The organism is Flavobacterium sp. (assembly GCF_043760115.1).
Lineage (GTDB): Bacteria > Bacteroidota > Bacteroidia > Flavobacteriales > Flavobacteriaceae > Flavobacterium.
Genome location: NZ_JAYUPK010000140.1, coordinates 14,756 through 37,420, shown reverse-complemented (window position 1 = coordinate 37,420; position 22,665 = coordinate 14,756). Strand labels below are relative to the sequence as shown.

22 protein-coding genes and 1 pseudogene are annotated in these 22,665 nt (G+C 28.8%); 6 read left to right on the top strand and 17 right to left on the bottom strand.

Annotation, left to right across the window (positions count from 1 at the left end; all coding sequences use genetic code 11):
- From ACH2BC_RS11885 to ACH2BC_RS11870, 4 genes and pseudogenes are all read left to right on the top strand, one after another.
- Window positions 1-484 (top strand): annotated as a pseudogene (locus ACH2BC_RS11885) (hypothetical protein); the annotation flags it as partial.
- Between the two features lie 338 nt (window positions 485-822).
- Entirely contained in the window at window positions 823-1,419 is a 597-nt protein-coding gene (locus ACH2BC_RS11880) for a hypothetical protein (protein ID WP_395054220.1), read from the top strand.
- 57 nt (window positions 1,420-1,476) lie between these two features.
- Window positions 1,477-4,956 carry a hypothetical protein gene (locus ACH2BC_RS11875; RefSeq protein WP_395054219.1) on the top strand — a complete coding sequence of 1,160 codons (3,480 nt, stop codon included), beginning with the start codon at window positions 1,477-1,479 and terminating at the stop codon, window positions 4,954-4,956.
- A gap of 107 nt (window positions 4,957-5,063) precedes the next feature.
- Window positions 5,064-5,912 carry a glycosyltransferase family 2 protein gene (locus tag ACH2BC_RS11870; protein WP_395054218.1) on the top strand — a complete coding sequence of 283 codons (849 nt, stop codon included), beginning with the start codon at window positions 5,064-5,066 and terminating at the stop codon, window positions 5,910-5,912.
- Here the strand turns inward: ACH2BC_RS11870 and ACH2BC_RS11865 are convergent.
- Entirely contained in the window at window positions 5,909-6,142 is a 234-nt protein-coding gene (locus tag ACH2BC_RS11865; RefSeq protein ID WP_395054217.1) for a DUF2442 domain-containing protein, read from the bottom strand. The two genes, ACH2BC_RS11870 and ACH2BC_RS11865, sit on opposite strands and share 4 nt — an antisense overlap.
- Window positions 6,143-6,146: 4 nt before the next feature.
- Window positions 6,147-6,380: a DUF4160 domain-containing protein gene (locus ACH2BC_RS11860; RefSeq protein ID WP_395054216.1), complete on the bottom strand. Its 234-nt coding sequence runs from the start codon at window positions 6,378-6,380 to the stop codon at window positions 6,147-6,149.
- A 108-nt stretch (window positions 6,381-6,488) separates the two neighbouring features.
- Between ACH2BC_RS11860 and ACH2BC_RS11855 the strand changes: the two genes are divergently transcribed.
- Together ACH2BC_RS11855 and ACH2BC_RS11850 are read left to right on the top strand one after the other, a co-directional pair.
- On the top strand, window positions 6,489-7,238 hold the full coding sequence (locus ACH2BC_RS11855; RefSeq protein ID WP_395054215.1) for an MlaE family ABC transporter permease: 750 nt from the start codon (window positions 6,489-6,491) through the stop codon (window positions 7,236-7,238).
- Complete coding sequence (locus ACH2BC_RS11850) at window positions 7,235-8,002, top strand: ABC transporter ATP-binding protein (protein WP_395054214.1); 768 nt, start codon at window positions 7,235-7,237, stop codon at window positions 8,000-8,002. Before ACH2BC_RS11855 ends, ACH2BC_RS11850 begins: the two co-directional genes overlap by 4 nt.
- A 1-nt stretch (window position 8,003) precedes the next feature.
- On the opposite strand, the gene ACH2BC_RS11845 is transcribed toward ACH2BC_RS11850, so the two are convergent.
- The 15 genes from ACH2BC_RS11845 to ACH2BC_RS11775 all read right to left on the bottom strand — a co-directional run bounded on the left by ACH2BC_RS11845 (window position 8,004) and on the right by ACH2BC_RS11775 (window position 22,661).
- Window positions 8,004-9,065 (bottom strand): mannose-1-phosphate guanylyltransferase, encoded by a 1,062-nt coding sequence (locus ACH2BC_RS11845; RefSeq protein WP_395054213.1) that lies wholly within the window; start codon window positions 9,063-9,065, stop codon window positions 8,004-8,006.
- Window positions 9,066-9,180: 115 nt separating this feature from the next.
- The gene (locus ACH2BC_RS11840) at window positions 9,181-12,987 is read right to left on the bottom strand and encodes a gliding motility-associated C-terminal domain-containing protein (protein WP_395054212.1); all 3,807 of its coding nucleotides are present in this window, start codon (window positions 12,985-12,987) and stop codon (window positions 9,181-9,183) included.
- Window positions 12,988-13,657: 670 nt separating this feature from the next.
- Window positions 13,658-14,260: a SprT-like domain-containing protein gene (locus ACH2BC_RS11835; RefSeq protein ID WP_395054211.1), complete on the bottom strand. Its 603-nt coding sequence runs from the start codon at window positions 14,258-14,260 to the stop codon at window positions 13,658-13,660.
- 2 nt (window positions 14,261-14,262) lie between these two features.
- On the bottom strand, window positions 14,263-15,096 hold the full coding sequence (locus tag ACH2BC_RS11830) for a Bro-N domain-containing protein (RefSeq protein ID WP_395054210.1): 834 nt from the start codon (window positions 15,094-15,096) through the stop codon (window positions 14,263-14,265).
- A 62-nt stretch (window positions 15,097-15,158) separates the two neighbouring features.
- Window positions 15,159-15,836, bottom strand: a complete 678-nt coding sequence (locus tag ACH2BC_RS11825) for an SDR family NAD(P)-dependent oxidoreductase (protein WP_395054209.1) — start codon at window positions 15,834-15,836, stop codon at window positions 15,159-15,161.
- A gap of 1 nt (window position 15,837) precedes the next feature.
- Window positions 15,838-16,035 carry a hypothetical protein gene (locus ACH2BC_RS11820; protein ID WP_395054208.1) on the bottom strand — a complete coding sequence of 66 codons (198 nt, stop codon included), beginning with the start codon at window positions 16,033-16,035 and terminating at the stop codon, window positions 15,838-15,840.
- Between the two features lie 123 nt (window positions 16,036-16,158).
- Window positions 16,159-16,386 carry a hypothetical protein gene (locus ACH2BC_RS11815; RefSeq protein WP_395054207.1) on the bottom strand — a complete coding sequence of 76 codons (228 nt, stop codon included), beginning with the start codon at window positions 16,384-16,386 and terminating at the stop codon, window positions 16,159-16,161.
- 23 nt (window positions 16,387-16,409) lie between these two features.
- Entirely contained in the window at window positions 16,410-17,054 is a 645-nt protein-coding gene (locus ACH2BC_RS11810; RefSeq protein ID WP_395054206.1) for a hypothetical protein, read from the bottom strand.
- A gap of 168 nt (window positions 17,055-17,222) precedes the next feature.
- Window positions 17,223-18,257 carry a D-alanine--D-alanine ligase gene (locus tag ACH2BC_RS11805; protein ID WP_395054205.1) on the bottom strand — a complete coding sequence of 345 codons (1,035 nt, stop codon included), beginning with the start codon at window positions 18,255-18,257 and terminating at the stop codon, window positions 17,223-17,225.
- 233 nt (window positions 18,258-18,490) lie between these two features.
- Entirely contained in the window at window positions 18,491-19,201 is a 711-nt protein-coding gene (locus ACH2BC_RS11800) for an NRDE family protein (RefSeq protein WP_395054204.1), read from the bottom strand.
- On the bottom strand, window positions 19,189-19,677 hold the full coding sequence (locus ACH2BC_RS11795) for a DinB family protein (RefSeq protein ID WP_395054203.1): 489 nt from the start codon (window positions 19,675-19,677) through the stop codon (window positions 19,189-19,191). Before ACH2BC_RS11795 ends, ACH2BC_RS11800 begins: the two co-directional genes overlap by 13 nt.
- Window positions 19,678-19,745: 68 nt before the next feature.
- Window positions 19,746-20,135, bottom strand: a complete 390-nt coding sequence (locus ACH2BC_RS11790) for a DoxX family protein (RefSeq protein WP_395054202.1) — start codon at window positions 20,133-20,135, stop codon at window positions 19,746-19,748.
- Between the two features lie 49 nt (window positions 20,136-20,184).
- On the bottom strand, window positions 20,185-20,643 hold the full coding sequence (locus ACH2BC_RS11785; RefSeq protein WP_395054201.1) for a YHS domain-containing (seleno)protein: 459 nt from the start codon (window positions 20,641-20,643) through the stop codon (window positions 20,185-20,187).
- A gap of 97 nt (window positions 20,644-20,740) precedes the next feature.
- A complete protein-coding gene (locus ACH2BC_RS11780) occupies window positions 20,741-21,418 on the bottom strand; it encodes a Crp/Fnr family transcriptional regulator (RefSeq protein ID WP_395054200.1) in 678 nt (225 codons plus the stop codon).
- 106 nt (window positions 21,419-21,524) lie between these two features.
- Window positions 21,525-22,661 carry an acyl-CoA dehydrogenase family protein gene (locus ACH2BC_RS11775; protein ID WP_395054199.1) on the bottom strand — a complete coding sequence of 379 codons (1,137 nt, stop codon included), beginning with the start codon at window positions 22,659-22,661 and terminating at the stop codon, window positions 21,525-21,527.
- Window positions 22,662-22,665: the final 4 nt, after the last annotated feature.

Here is a 22,665-nt window from a genome sequence, read left to right as displayed (position 1 = left end):
ATTTGGAGTTACTGTAAATGGTAAAGTTTATTTACCCAAAGATCCTGAAACATTTGACCTATATTCATTAGTAAATAAAGGTGTAGTTCTTTGGGGTTCACCTGATGAAGTTTCGTATTTAGAATTAGAAGTCAAATCTATTAATGGTTTTAAGATTAATATTCATATGCAAGATATTCAAACATTAGGACAAGGAAAATATATATTAAATCTAAGTAATTTTCAAGAACGGTTAGATAGTTATCCTAATACTAATATTTTTTTTAGAATTTATAGAGATGATTTACAAGAATTTACTTATTATGGTTCGGTTCAAGACCAAGGAGTGCTTAATATAACACGCTTTGATTCAATCAATAGAATTGTATCTGGAAATTTTAGTGGTAAATTTTTAAGATACGGCACAAGTGACGATATTATTACAATTACAGATGGTAGATTTGATATAGATTGGGACACTATTTTAAACACACCTTTTCCATAAAAAAGGGTTACTACGTCAATAGTAACCCCAATATTAGATCAATAAATAAATATTAACCCTTAAATTCAAAACAAAAGTATGAAAAAAATTCGTTACTCTTTTAGCATGTTTATCTGGCACAGCATTATTTGCACAAAACACAAGTTCTATTAGTGCTATTGAGAAAGTCCCAAATTTGCATGTTGTGCTAGCAAATTTACCTAATGCTCAAATTAACTCTGGAGTATTACTCACAATGTATAAGATTATGCCTTCATAAATCAAAATAGGTTTAAATAATAATGTTTTAACATTATTATAAATTTATTAGATTACATTTAACAATAAAATTATTTATTATGAAAACCTCAATATTATTATTGCTTTTAATTTTAACATCTTGCTCTAAAGACAGCTCTGGTAATTCCATCTCGCTTCTACCACCAGAAACCCAAACTGGCGCAAATACTTTTGGCGTAACCATTAATGGCAAAGTTTATGTTCCAAGAGACCCAACTGGTTTTAATGTAGGACCTTCTGGAAAAGGAATGGTATTTTGGGCTTCACCTGGCAGTACAGATTGGGATGAATTAGAAGTAAAAGATGGTAAAAGTGCCGTTGGATTTCAAATGTTTATTCATATACAAAATTTAAAAACATTAGGTGTGCAACAATACGTATTGAAACAGAGTAATTTTCAAAATGGTATAGATAGTGTTTCATTCTCAAATATATACTTTAAAATTTGGGATAGTGCTATAAATAATTATGCATATTATGGTTCTATTGAAGATCAAGGAGAAATAAATGTTACTAGAAATGATACAATTAATTTTATAACATCTGGAAATTTTAAAGGAAAATTTGTTCGTTATGATAATCCAAATAATTTTATAATTATCACAGATGGAAGATTTGATATTGGTCCAGGTTTACACAATACAATCTTTCCTTAAATATATTCAATATCATTATTTATTAAACCATTAAAAATAATTTTTAAAATTTAAAATATGAAAAAAATCTTTACCTTACTAATATTTATCTATAGTACATTATTATTTGCTCAAAACAATAGTACTACAGATGCTACAGTGGAAATTCCAAATTGGTCAATAATGCTTTCTAACTTAAATAATGCTCAAATTACATCTGGTGTACTGCTTGACAAAGTAGTCGATTATTCAAATATTACCAACTTCAATACAATTGATAAAAATGTTTCCGATAATAACCATTTTAGACAAGCATTAAGTGAACTTTACAAAGCATCAGACCAAACTCGATTTATTAGTACCACAGCACTTAATGCTTTAATTGTAAATACTACTGCTATAAATAGTGTAGATATTGGTATAATTAATACTTTATTTCATCGACTTAATTTTAATGAAGATAATGCTAATCTTACAGGAGTAACCTATAATGGTACTCAATTTGCAATAGTTGCAGGTAAATCTACTTTTATTGGTAAAAAGGCACTAATAATTGCACCATTAAAAGATATTGTTATTGGCAATTCAATAAATTTTAATTTTAAAACTTCACTAATTTTTAATAATGCAACAACTAACATTAAATCTTTAGTTGCTACATTCAATGATCAATCTAATAATGCTATTACAATTATTAATAACAGTTCGATAGTTGTTCCTACAGCATCCATTAATTACACATCATCGGGATTTAAAACCATTACTTTTTTAACCACATTTACCGACAATACAACTATAACTACATTTGCAACAGTTAATGTTACTTTACCACCAGCAGTTTCAACATCGTTTTCTGGCGGTGCAAGTAATACCGCTGATTTGTGTGCCCAATCTTACCGATTAAGAGGTGTTTATCCATCTACACCTACCGAAATTGCTGCTTCGATACCTTTTCCTAGTTATGGAGAAACGACTGCAACTTATGGTAAAATTGAATACACTGTTTTTTATAGTGATAATAATACTGCTAAAAAAATGATAAAACCAATAATTATTGTTGATGGTTTTGACCCAAAAGATAAAAGAAAAGTACAAGATTGCGATTGTGAAAATGATCCAGTATGTGTTTTAGCCAATAGAAATTTACTTTCGGTAACTTATACTCCTCAAATAATAAATGGACAAACAATAAATACACCTCTCTATAATTTTGCTTTTAACCCAATTAAACACGTTTCTATTGAAGATTCAATGTTGTATGATATATCTCCAACACAGAAAATAAATTTCATGTCCCAATTAAGAACCTTAGGCTACGATGTAATAATTATCAACCAACCAACTTATAGTAGTGTGGATACGGCAGGTAACGCTAAAAATGATATTGATGGTGGTGCTGATTATATAGAGCGTAATGCACTAGCATTGGTTTCATTTATAAAAAATTATGTTAAACCACAACAAGTTGTGGCTGGTAGCACTCAAGGATTGGTTTTAATTGGACCAAGTATGGGAGGTCAAATAACTCGATACGCACTTGCTTACATGGAAAAGAAATTTGCAGAAACTGGCAATACTACTTGGCAACATAATGCTCGTTTATGGGTAAGTGTTGATAGTCCTCATCTTGGCGCAAGTATTCCTGTTGGAGCACAAGCAAATATATGGTTCACAGCCGATCCTTTAAATAAAGAAGAAGCACAAAAGAGTTATGCTGATTTAAATTCTGTTGCTGGTCAGCAACAAAGTATTACCAATTTCGAATATGCAAGAACATCACCAACACATAATTTAGCCAATTCTCCTTATTTCTCAACATATTATAATAATCTTAATTCTAATGGAGTTTCTGGTTCTAATGGTTATCCTGTAACTACAACAACATTCAGAAAAATAGCAATGATTAATGGTTCATTAACTGGAGTTAAACATGGTACCGAAGGACAATCTTTTCTATATTCAAGAGTATATATTAGAGGTTTATTTCCATTTCAAAGTTCTACTATTACCTTGGCTCGTTTTCATGATAGTTTTATGGCTGGTTATGGTAACACAGGTCAAGTTTTTCAAGGTGACGGACAAACTACTAGATTTTCATTACACTTATTTGGCGGTTGTAATCCTTGTTTACCACATCCAAGATATTCATTAAATGTAACAAATAATGATATAAGAGGAAGTTTAGACATTGTGCCAGGCGGATTTTTTAAATTTGGAGAAACTTTAAAAAATTCAATTGAAGATGGTGCTAGTTCAGGTGGTTTTAGAAGTGAAACAACTGACTATGTTGCAAGTAATTCATTCATTGCAGCATTTTCATCACTAGGGCATTTAAATCCATGGCAAAACTGGAGCAATCCTTTAAATACAAATTTGACTTGTTCGTCTAACAAACAAACGCCATTTGATAGTTATTGGGGTTCAGATACTAATACTGAGCACACAACTTTTACAAAAGAAGGAATAGATTGGCTATTAAAAGAACTTGCTGGTAAACCACAAGCACCACATTTTCCTATACAAGAAGGTCTGCTAGTTGGTGCTAAAACTATATGCGAAAATGAAAATAAAACGTATACTTTTAATGAAGTATGTAAAGTGCCAAGTTCTTTAATGTATAATAATGATGTTGGTGTAGCTGTAAATGGTTGGTCAGTGGAAGGAAATTTACAAATTGTTTCTTTTACAGCCTATTCAGTTACTGTAAAAGGTACAAGTAATGTTCCAAACGATGCAAAAATTATAGCAACTTTTCAAAATGGTCAACGTTATGAAACAATTGTTCATGTTGGCGTACCAAGCTACAACGGCTTTATTCCTATTAGCGGCACATATTCTTGGGTTCCAAGAGGATATTCTGCTAGTCATGCTGTTAGTTTTCCTGTAAGTACAACTGCAACATCTTATAAATGGACTATTGCATTAGATAGTGATGATATTGGAACAGGTTTTAATTGCAATGGAGTTTCAAATCCATATTTAGCTAGATTTAATTCTATAAGCAATGGTATAAATAACTCTTTATCAGCAATGGCAATTACAACAGGTCAACCTGTTGCAACTTGGTATTCAACTACACCAAATGCCTCTATAAATTGGGGTAGATGTTCTGGCAATTATGCTTTATCTATAACTTTAGTTAACGAATGTGGAGAAATAGAAGTTTCTACAAAATATGTAACAGTAGGTTCGCCAGCAAGTAATCCTTGTAGAGATGATATGGTAATAACATCAAATTTTAGAATGATTGTTAGTCCAAATCCAATTACAACTACAGAAACAACAATAAATTTAACTCCAAATCATATTCCATGCGATCAAAAAGATATGAAACCGCTAATAAATTATAGAGAAATTTATGGTGAAAATTATATTGTAAAAATGTATGATTTAAATGGAGTTCAAAAATATGCAGGAGAATTTGTGTTAAGAGATGACGAGGAAACCTTTAGCTTTAAAGTTGCAGATATTAACCTAGCAGACAACTATTATATACTAGAAGTACTTTATCCAGATAATTATTTAGAAAGACAAATGATTATTTTAGATAAAAACTAAATTTTAAAAATAGTTAGTTAGAAAAAGTAGTTTAGAGCAATTTAAACTACTTTTTTATTTTTAAGAATCTAAAAACTAAATTGTATTTTTGTTTTCAATTTAAAATTATGAACTACTACATAATAATTCCTGCGCACAACGAAGAAAAATTTATAGCATTAACTTTAGATTCTTTAGTTAATCAAACTGTTTTGCCTGCTAAAATTGTTGTTGTAAATGATAATTCTAGCGATTCAACTTCAAATATTGTTTTAGATTTTATTACTAAATATCCTTACATAGATTTAATAGAAAAAACCTCAGCGTTACTTCATCTTCCTGGAAGCAAAGTAATTCAGGCATTTCAAACTGGTTTAGAATCGGTAGATGAAAACTATGATTTTATTGTAAAAGCAGATGCGGATTTAATTTTTCCATTAAATTATTTTGAAACTATTATAAATCATTTTCAAAGTGATACTACAATTGGAATGGCTGGCGGATTTGCCTACATAGAAAAAAACGGCACATTTATTTTAGAAAATCTTACAGATAAAGATCATATTCGTGGCGCATTTAAAGCATATAGAAAAGAATGTTTTAAACAAATTGGCGGATTAAAACCTGCAATGGGTTGGGATACAGTTGACGAATTATTGTGCAAATTCTATAATTGGAAAGTAATTACTGATGCAACTTTAAAAGTAAAACATTTAAAACCAACTGGTGCAAACTACAATAAAACGGCTCGTTACAAACAAGGAGAAGCATTTTACACCTTAGGTTACGGTTTTTTTATAACATCAATCGCTGCTGCTAAGCTAGCAATGTTAAAGAAAAAACCATATCTTTTTATAGATTATATGAAAGGTTTTTGGAAAGCAAAATTGGACAAAAAACCACTTTTGGTTACCAATGAACAAGCTAAGTTTATTAGAAATTATCGTTTAAAGAAAATGAAGGAAAAGATTTTTTAGTTGTTATTTAACTCTTTTTTAAAACTAAAAAATCCTTCTACAGATAAATCCTCACCTAAATTTTCCCAATGTATCCAAGAATTATCAGACCACAATTCAAAATTTAGCAATTCTGAATTCTCTGCGTTCAATAATTTTGGAAACCACTTTAAAGGCATTTTACCAATTTTATTATTTGTAGTTTCTACAAAAATATTTTCCTTATCAAACCAAATTTTTTTTGCTTCCATGCTTTTATGAATTATAAAAATCATTCCAATGATTAATAATTAATTCTTTATTTTCTTCAATTATGCTTTCTGCTAACAATAAATCTTTTTTCTTAATTCCTTTATTTTCTAATAATTCAACCGGATTAACATTAAACTTCGCAGTTCCATCAGCATTTTTAATATGAACATGAATTGGCAAATGATCATTGCTAAAATAGAAAAAACGAATTCCAAAAAATCTAAATATTTCAGGCATAAATTTATAATAATAACAAATATACAAAATGAAATTTGAATTTATAAAAATAAAATAAAGTATGCATAACTCATAACTTCTCACTATTTTTGAAGACATTTTAAAACTATGATGTTAGTTCGCTATTTATCGCAAATTGGTAGGTATTTCTTAATGCTGAAAGAAGTTTTTAACAAACCCACAAAATGGAGTGTTATGCGTGGCTTAATTTTTAAAGAAATTGATGATTTAATTATTGATTCACTAGGAATAGTTGCTTTTATATCGTTTTTCGTTGGTGGCGTTGTGGCTATTCAAACGGCTTTAAATCTTACTAATCCTTTAATTCCCAAATACTTAATTGGTTATGCTACTAGACAATCGGTAATTTTAGAGTTTGCTCCTACTTTTATTTCGATAATTATGGCTGGTAAAATGGGTTCTTTTATAACTTCAAGTATTGGTACAATGCGAGTTACAGAACAAATTGATGCGCTAGAAGTTATGGGTGTAAATTCATTAAACTATTTGGTTTTTCCTAAAATTATTGCTTCGTTATTGTATCCGTTTGTTATTGGAATTAGTATGTTTTTAGGAATTCTTGGTGGTTGGATGGCAGGAGTTTATGGTGGTTTTACATCGGCAGACGAATTTATTCAGGGTTTACAAACTGATTTTATTCCGTTTCATATTACTTATGCTTTTATAAAAACTATACTATTTGCTTTATTATTATCTACAATTCCATCGTTTCACGGTTATTATATGAAAGGTGGCGCACTTGAGGTTGGAAAAGCTAGTACGGTTGCCTTTGTATGGACAAGTGTAATGATAATTCTAGTAAATTATATTTTAACGCAATTACTTTTAAGCAAATGATAGAAGTTAAAAACATAGAAAAATCGTTTGGAGATTCTAAAGTTTTAAAAGGAGTTTCTACCCTATTTGAAACAGGAAAAACCAATTTAATTATTGGTCAAAGTGGTTCTGGAAAAACAGTATTGCTAAAAAGTTTATTGGGAATTTTTACACCAGATGTTGGTACCATTGCATTTGACGGAAGAATTTACACTGAATTATCTGATGATGATAAACGCGAACTGAGAACAGAAATTGGAATGGTTTTTCAAGGAAGTGCATTATTTGATAGTATGACTGTTGAAGAAAATATTGGTTTTCCTTTAAAAATGTTTACTCATAAAAGTGCAGCAGAAATTAAAGAAAGAGTAAATTTTGTTATTGATAGAGTAAAACTTATTAATGCTAATCATAAAAAACCAAGTGAAATTTCTGGTGGAATGCAAAAACGTGTTGCTATTGCAAGAGCCATTGTAAACAATCCTAAGTATTTATTTTGTGATGAACCTAACTCAGGTTTAGACCCAAAAACCGCTACTGTTATTGACAATTTAATTCAAGAAATTACAGAAGAATACAACATTACAACTGTAGTTAATACGCACGATATGAACTCTGTAATGGAAATTGGCGAAAAAATTATTTTTTTAAAAGAAGGTGTTTTGGCTTGGGAAGGAAGCAAAAAAGAGATTTTTAAAACTGATAATGAAGCTATTGTAGATTTTGTATACTCTTCTAATTTATTTAAAAAGATTAGAAAAGCACAAAATAAAGAAGAGCTTTAGTTTATATATCTTTTGCTAAACCAGTAATTCTTTTAATATCTTGTTCTTTACTTTTTGGATAAATTAATAATACATTTTCGTTATCAACAATTATATAATCGTCTAAACCATCAATAATTACAAGTTTTTTGGCTTCTGAACGAATAATATTATTAGATGCATTTTCTAAAATTACAGTTGCATTTACAACAGTATTATTGTTATTATCTTTATCTAATTTTTCGTGTAAAGAACCCCAAGTTCCAAGATCGTTCCAGTCAAAAGTTGCTGGTAAAACAAATACATTTTTAGCATTTTCCATAACTGCATAATCTATAGATATGTTTTCTGCCAATGCATAATTGTCTTTTATAAATTGTTTTTCTAAGTTAGTATTATAACTTTCATAACCTTTAATAAAAAGAGCATTCATTTGTGGTTGAAATTTCTCAAAAGAATTGGTAATTGTTTTTACACTCCAAATGAAAATTCCACCATTCCAAAGAAAATTACCACTATCAAGAAATTGTTTGGCAGTTTCATAATTTGGCTTTTCTCTAAACTGATTTACTTTTTTAATAGCATTAGTATCTAATTTATCATATTCTATATATCCAAAACCAGTATTTGGAAATGTTGGTTGAATTCCTAAAGTCATTAAAGCATCTTCTGTAGCACAATAATCAAAACAAATTTTAAGATTTTCTGCAAAAGCATTTTCATCTTCTATCCAATGATCGCTTGGCGCAACAACCATAACAGCATTTGGATTTTGTTTTTTTATTTTTAAAGAAGCATATAAAATACATGGTGCAGTATTTCGCATTGCTGGTTCTAATAAAACTTGCTCTTGCTTAATTAAAGGTAGTTGTTGCAAAACCAAATCATTATATCGTTCATTAGTTAAAACCAAAATGTTTTCTGGTGGAACTAAATTAGATAATCTAGAAAATGTTTTCTGAATTAATGTTGATCCAGAACCTAACATATCGTGAAATTGCTTTGGAAAATCTTCTGTGCTTACTGGCCAAAAACGTGAACCAACGCCACCAGCCATTATAATTGCGTAATAATTTTTATTCATAGTTAAATGCGATGAAACAACAACCGCTTTTTTAATTTAATGTACAAATGTATTTATAAACTGCCTATTTATAAATTTTTATATTAATTTATAAATAAAAATTAACTTTTATCTACTAATTAGAGTTAAAAGCAACCAATATCCAACCTTTTAATTCTTTGCCAGAAGCTAAATTTATAAAATAAAAATAGGTTCCATCTGGAAGTTTTTCATTATTCATATTTTGCCCATTCCATTCATTTATGTAGTTATCTTTTTCATAAACCAATCTTCCCCAACGACTAAAAATTTGAAGATTAAGAACATCTAAACTTGAAAGATCAAAATTTTCGTTATTTGGATCACCATTAGGAGTTATAACATTTGGTATTTCACATAAAGTACTAAGAACATTTATATTTTCTTTTCTTGAACAATTATCAGTATTTACAACAGTAACTTCATAAATTCCAGATGGCAAACCAGATAAAATTATTGGATTTAAAGAACTTGTATAACCATTTGGTCCAGTCCAATTATAAGAAACATCATTTGGATCAAAAGAATTATTAGTTGGTACAACTTTTATAGTGTAGACTGAATTTAAACATCCTGATTCCAGAGTAAAGTTTGGAGTTTGATTAACATTTACATTATAACTAGAAGTTGTTTCACAACCATTTAACACTGCTCTTACAGTATACAAGCCACTATTTTCATTTGTAGCATTATTAATTGTTATATTTTGATTTGTAGAAGTAAAACTATTTGGTCCAGTCCATTGATAAGTTGCATTTGGAATAGCTGTAATATTTAAATTTATAACATTACCATCACAAACTTGAGGCAAACTTGTAATAATAGGAATAGTTGGACCTTGATTAAAATTTAATGTAATAATTGCCTCATCAGTAGCTCCACAAAAACCTGCAACCGTATATTTAAAAATATAAGTTCCAAAATTTATTCCTAATGGAGACCAAACATTACCATTCAAAGCTCCGCTACTTGTGTTTTCTGTCCAAATTCCTCCTGTGTCAAATGGCGCTAACAGTACAGAAAATAGATCTATTGGATTTGCTGAGTCACATATTGAAATGGTTCTATTTTGTCCAGCATTTGGGTTGCTAACAAACGGAACAACATAAGAAATTATTTTATTAGCACAAGAAAGTGGATTAGTAGAATATAATCTAACGTAATATGTTCCTGGTGTTGTTGCTGTAGAAAAAGGATTAAAGGTTAAAACATTTGTGGTACTTAAAATTGTTCCAGTATCAGTTCCTTTCCACCACTGATAATTTAAATATGAAATTGCTTGAACAGATAATTCGCCACTTTGTCCATCGCATAAATTAATAGGTGTTATGGTTGGTTCTGGAAGTAAATTAATATCAAATATTCTGTTTACGATATTTCCGCAAAGATCTATAACTTGAAAGTTGTAAATTGCTGGTGCTAATCCAGAAAAAATATTAGACGTTCCATTATTTATTACAAAAGAAACCCCATTTTTACTTGTAATTTTGAAAGTTAATGGAGCTACTCCTTCTGCGGTAACTATAACTTCATTAACTCCATTACTACATGGAAAAGTATTTGCAGAAATTATTTTTAAATCGCCATTAAAATCAAATGTTTTAATTACATCAAAACATAAAGAAAAATTTGGATTACCATTTCCATATACATAATGTTGTTTAATTATTCTAAAAGTACCAGTTACAGCAATATTATAATTAATAGCATTATTTTGTAATAGATAAGAATTTATTGCCGCTGGAGCTCCGCTAGTATAAATTGCACCAGTAAATGGATTTCCCCATTGATTGGTAATGGGATTTAATTTTTGTAGCCAATAATTATGAGAAAATGTTTCATTTACTATGTGTTGCATATCCAAATTAAATGAACCACAATTTGCTTGAACAGTCACATTATCACTTAGTACTGCGTAACCTATTACACTAATGTTAGTGTCTTTCTCAATATTACAAACAGTATTTGTATGAAAAGTATAATTTCCTTGAGGGAAGGAATTCATATAAAATGATCCATCTGTACTAATATTAAAAGACACGTTATATGGAAGTGGTTGATTAAAGCTTGAAGGTGCAGCTGTAATTATAACTTCTTGAAAATTGCCATTTAAACTAAATAATCTCATTGAGGAATAATTTGAATCACAACCTTTTAATAAACTAATATTAATTTGAGGTAAATTTATTGGAGGTAAAACGGTAACATTAACAGGATTAGTAATATTACCACAACTATCAGTTACAGAAAAAACATAATTACCAATTGGTAAATTTAGCATTGTAAAATTAGTATTTGCTGGCTGAATTATAAATTGAGAAACATTTTGCGGTAATGTACCAACATAATTTGGTGGAGCTTGTAATAACGTAACATTTGTTAAAAAAACTCCAACAGTATTGATTCCAATATTTATAGTTCCATCTATAATAATACATCCTGAAGAGCTACTAGAAGTTGTAATTGGTATTATTACAGGAGGAATTACTACGTCAAATGAAAATGCATCTCCACAAATATTAGTACCAGTAAAAGTATAATTTCCTGGAGCAGTTAAAACCATTTCAAATTGACCATTAATAATTGTAGAAGAAACATTGTATGGAAATGTATAATTTAAAATTGCTGGTGCAGCAGTAATAATTACAGAATTAACTGCTGGTCCAGCATTAGGAATTTTAATTGTATAAATAGGATTACATGGATTTCCAGATGGCGTTATAACATAATCTGGTAAGCTTTTTGTAACATTTATTTGTGATTGAGCTGTTCTTCCACAAGCATCTGTAACGCTAATTACATAATTACCATCTGGAATAGCTAAAGAAGAAGTAGAAGTATATGAAGTTGAACTAGAAAACGGACCAGGATGACCTGAATTAAAGTTTAAAGGATTAAATCCTGATGGTGTACTTATAAAATTTACAGTATATGGTGCAACAAAATTACATAAACTTAAATTTATTTGTTTTAAACAAGAATTAAGTGGTTGCTTTGTTAAAATTAAAGTCAGACTTTTTAATATAGAAGTATTTAAAACACTCTTTATTTTACCACAACCATCTGTAACTTTAATTGTATAAAAATATTGTTGATTATTGAAATAAGGTAAATTTAAATTTACAATTTCTGTAAATCCATTACCAGAAGTTATAGTTTGATTAAAAAGGATAGGCGCGCCAGTATTTGGTGGTAGTATTGTAAAAACAACTGTCAATGGATAATTTAGTATGTTTGTACCAATAGCATTAATTGAAAAACTTGCGGCCATTGTATTACAATCTATTAAATTACATTGTGTTGTCAAAGCAGATAATGAAAAATTAGGAATAGTAGAAATTGCATTTACTGTAAAGGTTTGAACTACTCCATCACCACAAGCATCATTAACTCTCACATTATAATTGCCAACGCCTAAACCTGTAAATATATTTGATGTTTGTGGTGCAATAATCACTGGACCAGAAATAATTTCATAAGTTGCTGGTGTACCTTGAGTTACGTTTACAGTTATTGAACCATTACTTTGGCAACTTACAGATTGACCTACAAGATTATAAACTAATGGAACAATTAAATTATTAATTTGAATATCTTGTTGTTGCGAATTACTTAAACCACCCAAAGATTGTAACGCAACAACTCTGTAATTTCCTGAGCTTAATCCAGTGAAAGAATTGGTAGTTAATGTTGTTATTGGCGTAGTTAAATTTGGAAATAAATATATAGAATATATAATAGTTGATCCCGAAGTTGTATTTGCAACATTAAAAGTCAATGACCCATTTCCTGTACAAGTTTCATCGGTTTTTGTTACTGTTAACGAAAAATTACTTAATTGACTAAAACCTATTTGACTAAAAAATAAAAAAAACAGTACCGTTACTTTAATAAAATTTTTCATAAATTTTTCAAATTAAATTTTTCATAAAATTAATAAAAAAAAATTTACAAAATGTTTTTTCCTGTTAAAAAATTATTTTTTGATAATTTGGTATGTTTTAATTATCAAATGTTTACATTTTATTTAAAGATTTTTTGCCATTTACAATTGTTTAAAAACATTTATTATTAATAAAGTTGGAATGAAATTATTAAAATAAATTGAATTATTTAATTTTTTAAAGTGTTAATTATTTTTCTAATTAATTGGGGAATTATATTTATAATAAAGAAAAATTGAAATGAAAACAAAATTAAAACTAACATAAAAATGTATTTATTATAATCAATTGCGTTTAAATAATCTTCAAATGTTTTTTCTTTTTTATCAAACTCACTTGATAAATAATTTAAATAAAAAATAATTGCTGTAATTGAAATCAATCCTATAATATGAAACCAAATACTTTTTAATGAAAAATTAATCTTTAAAAAATCTAATATAAAATATACTATTGATGTAAGCCCGAATAAAATTATAAAAAATAAAAACACTAGTTCTCTTGTCACTACGTAATAAGTATCGTGAATGTTTATAAAGAAATTTAAATCCAGACTTGTAAAAAAATATAAAGCAATAAATAAAGTAGTTATAAAAACTAATATCAAATAAGGTTTCTTTTTTATCATAATTATCCAGGAATTATTTCAACCTCGGCATTAGCATTAAACAGAAATGTTCTGCCAGTTTTTACTTCAATACATTCGTATCGTTTAACTCTAAGTCCTTTTTTTTGAAAAATTCTTCCATTTTTAATTCTAAATAAATTTCCGCTTGGCACTTCGTGAACAAAATGAATGTCAGTTTTTCTTTCGTCAAATTGTTTTAATGCAAATGCCAATTTTGCATCTGTATCACTACTTGCTGTAGGATTTCTAAAATGAGTGGCAACCAAAGGTAAAACTGAGTGCGGAAAAATTTCGGGACGAATAAAAGGAACCATCAATCGTTGAAAGGTCATTTTCCATTCGTTTCCGTGAGGTTTTATTAGTCGACCAAATTTTTCAAAAGCCACTAAATGCGAAATTTCGTGAACCAAAGTAATAAGAAATCGATATTTATTTAAATTAGCATTTACAGTAATTTCGTGTTTGCCAGAAATACCTTTTCTATAATCTCCATGACGCGTTTGTCTTTCGTTTACAATTTTTAAATGCACATTATTGGCCTTGATTAATTCAAAACAATAATTTACAGCGTGCTCTGGAAGGTATTTTTGTAAAACTTCGCTCATTGTTATTTATCAATTTCTTTAATCTCTAACAAAGTTTTTGCATTTAATTCAGAAACTACTTTTTTTCCAGTTTTAGCTTCCAATTCTTTTAGTGCAACTTTTGCAACATTTCCTCCTTGTTTAGCTACTTTTTTATTTTCATTAAATGATTTTGGATTTACTGCTTGAGAAATATCTTTAGTAGAAGCTTCTGCTAACATATTTAAAATCAATTCAGTGTTAGTCATATTGTCTCTAAGGTTTTCTTTTTTCAATCCTTTTAAAACTTTATATTCTTTAGTTGTTTTACCAGACCAAGATTTTGAAATTATATCAGTTAAAGTAGCAAACTGTTGACCTTCTTTTACTCCACGAGATTTCCATTCGTTAGTTAATTCTTTTCTTATCTCTATGCTTTTTAGTCTTTGATTTATCCAATTTTCTGAATATCCTAAACTTAAATATTGTTCTAAAGCTCTATCAATAGTAAGTTCTGGATCTTGCATTTCATCCAATCGTTCAGATGCAATTTTGGCTAACCAAAGTTTAAAAGGTTCTGCTTTGGGTGAAGGAATTGATTGTATTAACCTGAATAATTGTTCTGTATCAACAACATCTGTTAAACGCATTTTTCCATCAATAGCTTCCATTTTCAAACCGTGACAATTCGTCACGGTTTCATTTCCTTCAGCTTTAAGTCTTTGTTTTATTTTTCTCCAATAAGCATTTGCGTCTAAACTTTCAGTAAGAATAGAAATCACATCAATAATAGATATAAACCATTTTTCTTGTTCAGCATCCCAAACGGTTCTTACTTTTTTATTTTCAAATAATTGAATGGCGTTATCTTGGTTCATAGAAATTAAAAATTAAAAATTATAAATAAGCACTTCAACTTGACAAAGTGTAAAAATTAAAACTATGGAGTTGTAGAAGAAACCTGCAAAACTTTTCCGTTATAAAATTTATTTCCAGTTAATGCAAAATTAAAAATATAATCGGCCATTTCTGTTGCAGAAAGTGGTGCTTCATAACCTGGAAATGCTTCTTGCAACATCTCTGTATTTACTGATCCTAATGCCAAAACATTAAATGCAATTCCTTGCTCTTTATATTCTTCCGCCAGCAACTCTGACAATGTAATTACTGCTCCTTTACTAGAACTGTAGGCAGAAAGTCCTGCAAATTTCATACTGCCTTGAATTCCTCCCATAGAACTTACAGAAACTACATGTGAACCTTTTTGAAGATAAGGCAAGCAAATTCTTGTAAGATTGGCAACTCCAAAAACATTAACTTTATAAATATTTTCAAAATCTTGTTGCGATGTTTCCTGAAATGGTTTTAATAATAAAGCGCCAGCATTATGAATAATTACATCTACTTTTTTCCAACTTTGTGATAAAAAATGAGTCACTTTTTCTAAATCATCTTCTTGAGATAAATCTACCGAAAGACAAGTTATATTTGTATTTTCTATTAATTCTTGAGGCGTTTTTCTAGAAATTGCAAGTACATTATGACCAGCTTTTGCAAATTGTAACGCCAATTGATAACCTATTCCGCGAGAAGTTCCTGTAATTATTATGTTTTTCATTTTATAGTTGATTGATGGAATTAGCATCAAAAATATGATTGTTAGAAATGTGTTTTATAAGATAAACTAATTCTTTTTTAGAAAAAAAAATATACCAAGTTGTTCGTGCATTAGATTGATAAAAAAAATAAAAATCGCCATATTTTAAAAGCGATTTAGATGTTTTTTTTATGAGGTATAGAATTGATACTGTCTTCAATATAATAAACTAATTTTTGAACATATTCTATTGCATTTTCCTCATAAATAAAATAGTCTTGCTTAAAAAGAATTTGAATTAATTCATCAAAATATAGTTGAACTGCCTTAGAATAAAATATTGCTACTTTTTCCAAGGTAATTTTTTTATATTTTCAATTGCATTATTTAAAAAATCTTGAGATGAAACTGCATTTTCCAATTCTATATCAAATGCATCTTTTTCGTTAACTATTCCTATTTGTTTTAAAAATGGCTCAAGTTGAGTACCATATTTCTCTAAATTAATTTTAACAGATATAGGTTTTCCGTTTGCATCTTTTTCAAATTGTATTCCTTGAATCGTTGCCATATTATAACTTTTTATCAAATATACTAATTATTTTTATTTGATTTAAAATAATATTTCTTGAAAAATTTAAAGATTTGAAATAAAGCTAGAGCAAAAAACAAAACAGGAAAAACCTTTGAAATTGTTGTTCCATTTACAAAACTCGCATTTTTTGCAAAATAATTAACTGTCAAAATTAAACTCAACATTCCGAAAAAAGTACCGAAAAGTGTACCAAATAAATAATAAAATTTAGTAGATTTTTCAATTTTTATATAATTATTGTTTATTAAGTATAAATTCCAACCAGTCCAAAACGGAATTTGAATAAAATTTAATGAGCTTAAAATTATTCCAGTTATTATTGGATGATATAAAGTATAAACAGTATCTGATGTTTCTTGACTTTGACCAAAAAAGAACGAAGATGCCAAAACTAATAGAAATAAAATAGTGAAAATTTCTATTCGTTTCATCCATTTTTTTTGTTCGGTTAAAACCTTTGCAAAAAGTAATGTTGCATAAATTACTAGCGCTTCTATAATTACAACTCCTATTAAATATTGAATAGTGTTTTCCAATCCTTTTTTAGAATAAATTTCGTAACCAATTACGTTTAAATATCCTAGCGGAATTGAGCCAATGAAGCTTACTAAGAATCCGACAAGAATATTTTTTAGTTGTAACATAATTGGTTTTTTATTCTAAATTAGTCGTTGTGTACTATTTTGCTGAGATTCTTTCTGCGTCAGAATGACAAGTTTGCTTATAATTTTATTTTTAAATTTTACCTTTATTGTATTCCATCATACGTAATTTAAGAAGCTATAAGAATGACAAATTGGCTATGAGCTTTTCTAAAAACTAACAATTTTTCTAGATTGCTCTAAATGCAATTTATACTCTTTAACTCCTTCTTTAAACGAAAGATATTCTGCACCATTTTTATGATTTAAAACGCTAATTTGATACATATATTTAATGTGTCTAGCCAATTCTTTCCAAGCAAATAACAATGAATGTGTTGGATCATAAATATGTGTTGGCTCACTTGCAGCACCATTTAATTCAACTAAAGCAAAGTTTTTTCCATTTTCTAATTCATCCCAAGTGTTGTACATAACATCAAGGCGACCAAAATAAAACTCAGGTATTTCTTGACACATTGCATCTATTGTAGCTGTAAGTTTTGGAGTTGTCCAATGGCTTACGTCTATAAATTTTGCTCCTCTTGCGTGGTTACCAAACGGAACTAAGTTTTGCTTTTCACCAATTGGTAAAATTTCTTTTAGTGTTTTACCATATTCACGTTGTAATGATTGTAATTGCATTGCAAATCGAGGATTATTTTTAACTAATTTTTCAATAGAATCTTTTCCGTTTCCTTCTACTATTAAAAATTCTTTATCTACAATTCCTGTAATTTTTCCTTGTTTTTGATTTGGAAAGCGTACATAAAAAATACCAACTTCGTTTTCAAAAGGTATTAAATCTTGTATTAAATAATCAAAATGTGCTTTAGAATGATAGTCTAATAATTCGTCTTGATTATTGATTTTTTTTACTGCCGAACCTCGTAAACCAATGTCTGGCTTTGCAATAAATGGATATTGAATTGTTGATTCCTTTTCTAATTTTATTATGCTTTCAAACGATATTTGACCTTGAACTAATTGTGTTTTTGGATAATATTTTTGTGGAATTATATCGTAAATTTCTTTTTTAGATTCGTTCATAAATCCGCCATTTTTAATGGTTGGATTGCTTGCGTTAAAGAAAAATAACGATTTTGTTCGAAGCGAATAATAAGCCCAAATAAAATAAATAGGTATATAAACTATTTGAAATGGCCAATATTCCCAACGGAATAATTTATGTAGAAAGAGTTTCAAATTTTTATGCTTTATTTTTAATTTTATTTTATCTGAATATATTTTCAGATTCTTATTTTTAGGATAACTTTCAATTGAAATTCATTTTCGCGTGAAGGATTGAGTGAAAATCCTTTCTTGGCTTGATTTTTTTCAAGCCAAGAAAGATTGTAACGTAAAGCCAGACAGCAAAAGTAGAAAAATGATGTGAGGTTACGAACATTATTTTTCTACTTTTGGTGGCACGCCCAAAATTAAATTATAAGTAAGGTGTTTGTAAATTCTTTATTGGCAATTAAATCGTAGTGATTTAAAATGATTTTATTTTTTTCTATAACTGATTGTGTGATACTTAGCGTCATCATTTCGTTATTTCTGTTAATGATTAATCCGTTTTCTTGGTTGTCGTTTTCGGTATATCGATGAAAATTATACAATTCGGATTCGCTGATTATCTGTTTATTATCTAGGAAATCATGAAACCAATTGGCTCTGTTTTCACTAATTTCTTTAGGATATAATGTTGAAGATGACCAAATATGATTTTTAGAAATGTCTAGATTTAGGGTAGCTTTTTCAGTTCCATTCCATTGCAATTGATATAGCTTTAAGTCTTGAAAAAGCACTAATGTAAACGGTTCAATGTTGTCTAAATCTATAGTTTTCCATTCGTTAATTGCTGAAATTGAACTAATTACGTCTAAAACAATTAATCCACGACTTCGACGATAAGGTAATTTTACTTGATGCTTTTCTTGTGCGCCATTTAATAAGACTAAAATTGTTCCTTCGTTGGTAATTGCATACCAAGTTCCGCCAGCTTTTGGATCTTTTGGAAAGGTAATATTTTTGTTATTTATTAAGTAATTTTTGGGCTCAATTGCGCTTGGTCGAAGTAGTTTTTCGTCGCGATTAGAGGTTATAATAAATTTAGAATGAGAAGGTACAAAACTTACTGTGCACATTGTTTTCTATATTCAATTGTAGATCTTGCAACTCCAAAATTTTCATCAATTTCTAAGTGTTCTAGTTGTAAAACAGCCACTTTTATTAATGCTTGGTGGTGAATGCAGTGTTCTAAATTGTATAATAATTCACGATGGTAATTGCTTTCTATATTTAATTCTTCGCCATCTACAACTTGCTGTAAAGTAATATTTTTGTTAGGTTTTTCAAGTGTTTGAATAACCTCAACAATAGTTTGCTTGGCAAATTCGGTATCTGTTTGAATTAAATAATCGCGTTTTCTATCGTCATAATTAATAATTCCTACTTCGTATTGATTTTCAAGACATTGAAACATTTCAATAATATGACGCGTATGTTCTCCAATAGTAGCGTTACTTAAGCCACGACAAGGATTAGTGTAATCTTCAATGGAAAGTTGTGTAAGTAAACTTGACAACTCGTTTAGCGTATTTTTTATAGAAGGTATTAGCATTTGGTTTTTGTTATATCTTAAATATACGTTATTTGGTAACTTTTAGTTTAAAGTTGCCAATTTAAGAATTATATTTTAAATTTCAATAGATTGGGAATTTTACTTCTTTGTTGATAAATTAGTATTGAACAACATGTAAATGTTACAACTGCTAAAGCAAATAATGTGCCACCATCGTTTTGAACCACAATTCCGAGTGCAAATATATGAGAAAAAATGGCACCAAACATAGTTCCTAAACCTAAAATTGCTCCAATTAATGTAGTTTTTGGAATTAAAATTAAAATTGATGCAATTAATTCTACAATTCCAGAGCCAATTCTGCCATAAGGTTCAATGTTTAATTTTGTAAAAATATAAATAGATTCTTCTGCGCCAGAGAATTTAAAATAGAGTGTTTGAAGTAGAATTACAACTGCTATAAGTTTAATAATCCAAGTAAAGATTGAAATTTTCATTTGAAAAAATTTAAAATTGTTTAAAAGTTTAAAGGTTTAAATTGTTTAATTAATTTAGAAATTTTTTCCAACTTGCATCTGCTTTTTTCTTTAAACTACTTTCGTCTTTGTTCCAGGTTTTTAAAGTATTATTGAAAAAAGCATTATAAAAAAGATATAATTTAGTATCAATAATTTTAAAAGTTGAAGGATCTATTTCTACCTTTTCTCCAGTTGCACCCATTGCATATGCACACCATCCGCCATATTGTGGCTCATAACTTGCAGGATTTTTTATAAACAAATCTTTATTGGCTTGGCTAGAAAAATTATAAATTACTCCTTCATAAATGTATGAAAAAGTAAATTTTCCTTTTACAGCTTTCTTTTGAGTAAAATAAGAAACAGGATCATAACCTTGAATGGCAACTTTTTTCTCGAGATTAAATTGTGATAATCGTTTTGCAGATTGTGAAAAAGTTGATGCACTTACTAATGCAATAAATAAAATTAAGATTTGTTTTTTCATTTTGATATAAATTTAGTTAATATACTTTTGTGGTACAAAACTATTTTATATCTACGAAGGTATTTGTCGGCTGGTTTACAATTGGTTGAAAATAAGTTTAAAACTGCGAAATATCGCCAATCATAATCTGTTTTCTATTGTAATGAATTAATCCTTTTTCTTCTAATTCATTCATAAGTTGTGTTGCAGTTTGTCTAGAAGTACAAATAATTTGAGCAATATCTGTTTGTGTTAAATAGTTTTCTAAAGTTACTTGATTTCCGTTAAAAACACCTTCTCGTTTCGACCAATCTTTTAAAAATGTTATTAATCTAGTTTTAGCATCTTTAGAAACTAAATTAGAATAACTATTTTTTAATCGCTTCATTTTTAATCCAACAAACTTTGTGTAAGTCAATGCTAGTGATGGATTTTTTAAAATCAACTCTTCAAAATCTGACATTAAAAAACTGCAAATAGATACTTCTTCGGTTAAAGCTTTGGCATATTCGTTTACTTCTAAATCTTTTTCTAATGTTAATTCGCCAAACAAATCACCTTTTTGAAGTATTTCTTTGATGGTTTCATTTCCTTCATCATCTACAGATACGATTTTTATATTTCCTTTTTTCAACAGAAAAATTCTAGGAACATCGCTTGACGAAAAGTAAATTGTATCGCCTTTTTTGGCAGTTTTAAATCCAGTAATGATGCACAATTGCTTTATTTGAGACATTGATAAAGTCCAAAATAATTTATGATCTCGCAAATACCAGTATTTTAATTCTTCGTACATCAATGAAATTTGTATTGTAAAAGTATTAAAAAAAAGAGATGAAAAACAAAATCCTTTCAGAATAACTAAAAGGATTTATAAATAATGAATTGTTTTTATTTTTCTACTAAACCAATCCTCTTGAAATAACTATACGTTGAATCTCAGAAGTTCCTTCATATATCTGAGTAATTTTAGAATCACGCATCATTCGTTCTACGTGATATTCGGCTACATAACCGTTTCCACCATGAATTTGAACTGCTTCATTAGCAACTTCTAAAGCAATTTCTGATGCGTATAATTTTGCCATAGCACCAGAGTGTGCAATGTCTTTACCTTCGTCTTTTTCACAACAAGCTTTCATTACTAACAATCTTGCTGCAGTAACTTTTACATACATATCAGCAAGTTTAAAAGCAATGGCTTGATGATTAAAAATTTCTTTTCCAAATGCTTTTCTTTCTTTAGAATATTTTAAAGCAATTTCATAAGCACCAGTTGCAATGCCTAAAGCTTGCGATGCAATTCCTATTCTTCCACCATTTAATACGTTCATTGCAAAGGCAAATCCAAAACCGTCTGCACCAATTCTATTTTCTTTTGGGACTTTTACATCTGTAAACATTAACGAATGAGTATCGCTTCCACGAATTCCCATTTTCTTTTCTTTCAGTCCAATGTCAAATCCTGCCCAACCTTTTTCAACAATAAAAGCATTAATTCCTTTGTGAGCTTTTTCTATATCAGTTTGTGCAATTACTAAATAAGTAGATGCTGTTGCACCATTGGTAATCCAGTTTTTGGTTCCGTTTAGTAAATAATAATCGCCTTTATCAATTGCTGTAGTTTTTTGAGATGTTGCATCACTTCCTGCTTCTGGCTCAGACAAACAAAAAGCTCCAATAACTTCTCCTTTGGCAAGTGGAACTAAATATTTCATTTTTTGTTCTTCACTAGCATATCTTTCTAAACCTGCGCAAACTAATGAATTGTTTACAGACATTATTACACAAGCTGATGCATCAACCTTGGCAATTTCAATCAAAGCCAATGCATAAGAAATACTGTCCAATCCTGATCCTCCATATTTTGGATCTACCATCATTCCCATAAAACCTAAATCGGCCATCATTTTAACTTGCTCAGTTGGAAATTTAGAATGCTCATCACGTTCAATTACGCCTGGAAGTAATTCTGCAATAGCAAAATCTTTGGCTGCTTGTTGAATCATTAAATGTTCTTCGGTTAAGTTAAAATCCATAATA

Coding starts and splice junctions, on each gene's coding strand:
- ACH2BC_RS11880 (WP_395054220.1), top strand. CDS start 823: ATGAAAACCTCAATATTATTATTGCTTTTAATTTTAACATCTTGCTCT.
- ACH2BC_RS11875 (WP_395054219.1), top strand. CDS start 1,477: ATGAAAAAAATCTTTACCTTACTAATATTTATCTATAGTACATTATTA.
- ACH2BC_RS11870 (WP_395054218.1), top strand. CDS start 5,064: ATGAACTACTACATAATAATTCCTGCGCACAACGAAGAAAAATTTATA.
- ACH2BC_RS11865 (WP_395054217.1), bottom strand. CDS start 6,142: ATGGAAGCAAAAAAAATTTGGTTTGATAAGGAAAATATTTTTGTAGAA.
- ACH2BC_RS11860 (WP_395054216.1), bottom strand. CDS start 6,380: ATGCCTGAAATATTTAGATTTTTTGGAATTCGTTTTTTCTATTTTAGC.
- ACH2BC_RS11855 (WP_395054215.1), top strand. CDS start 6,489: ATGATGTTAGTTCGCTATTTATCGCAAATTGGTAGGTATTTCTTAATG.
- ACH2BC_RS11850 (WP_395054214.1), top strand. CDS start 7,235: ATGATAGAAGTTAAAAACATAGAAAAATCGTTTGGAGATTCTAAAGTT.
- ACH2BC_RS11845 (WP_395054213.1), bottom strand. CDS start 9,065: ATGAATAAAAATTATTACGCAATTATAATGGCTGGTGGCGTTGGTTCA.
- ACH2BC_RS11840 (WP_395054212.1), bottom strand. CDS start 12,987: ATGAAAAATTTTATTAAAGTAACGGTACTGTTTTTTTTATTTTTTAGT.
- ACH2BC_RS11835 (WP_395054211.1), bottom strand. CDS start 14,260: ATGAGCGAAGTTTTACAAAAATACCTTCCAGAGCACGCTGTAAATTAT.
- ACH2BC_RS11830 (WP_395054210.1), bottom strand. CDS start 15,096: ATGAACCAAGATAACGCCATTCAATTATTTGAAAATAAAAAAGTAAGA.
- ACH2BC_RS11825 (WP_395054209.1), bottom strand. CDS start 15,836: ATGAAAAACATAATAATTACAGGAACTTCTCGCGGAATAGGTTATCAA.
- ACH2BC_RS11815 (WP_395054207.1), bottom strand. CDS start 16,386: ATGGCAACGATTCAAGGAATACAATTTGAAAAAGATGCAAACGGAAAA.
- ACH2BC_RS11810 (WP_395054206.1), bottom strand. CDS start 17,054: ATGTTACAACTAAAAAATATTCTTGTCGGATTCTTAGTAAGCTTCATT.
- ACH2BC_RS11800 (WP_395054204.1), bottom strand. CDS start 19,201: ATGTGCACAGTAAGTTTTGTACCTTCTCATTCTAAATTTATTATAACC.
- ACH2BC_RS11795 (WP_395054203.1), bottom strand. CDS start 19,677: ATGCTAATACCTTCTATAAAAAATACGCTAAACGAGTTGTCAAGTTTA.
- ACH2BC_RS11790 (WP_395054202.1), bottom strand. CDS start 20,135: ATGAAAATTTCAATCTTTACTTGGATTATTAAACTTATAGCAGTTGTA.
- ACH2BC_RS11785 (WP_395054201.1), bottom strand. CDS start 20,643: ATGAAAAAACAAATCTTAATTTTATTTATTGCATTAGTAAGTGCATCA.
- ACH2BC_RS11780 (WP_395054200.1), bottom strand. CDS start 21,418: ATGTACGAAGAATTAAAATACTGGTATTTGCGAGATCATAAATTATTT.
- ACH2BC_RS11775 (WP_395054199.1), bottom strand. CDS start 22,661: ATGGATTTTAACTTAACCGAAGAACATTTAATGATTCAACAAGCAGCC.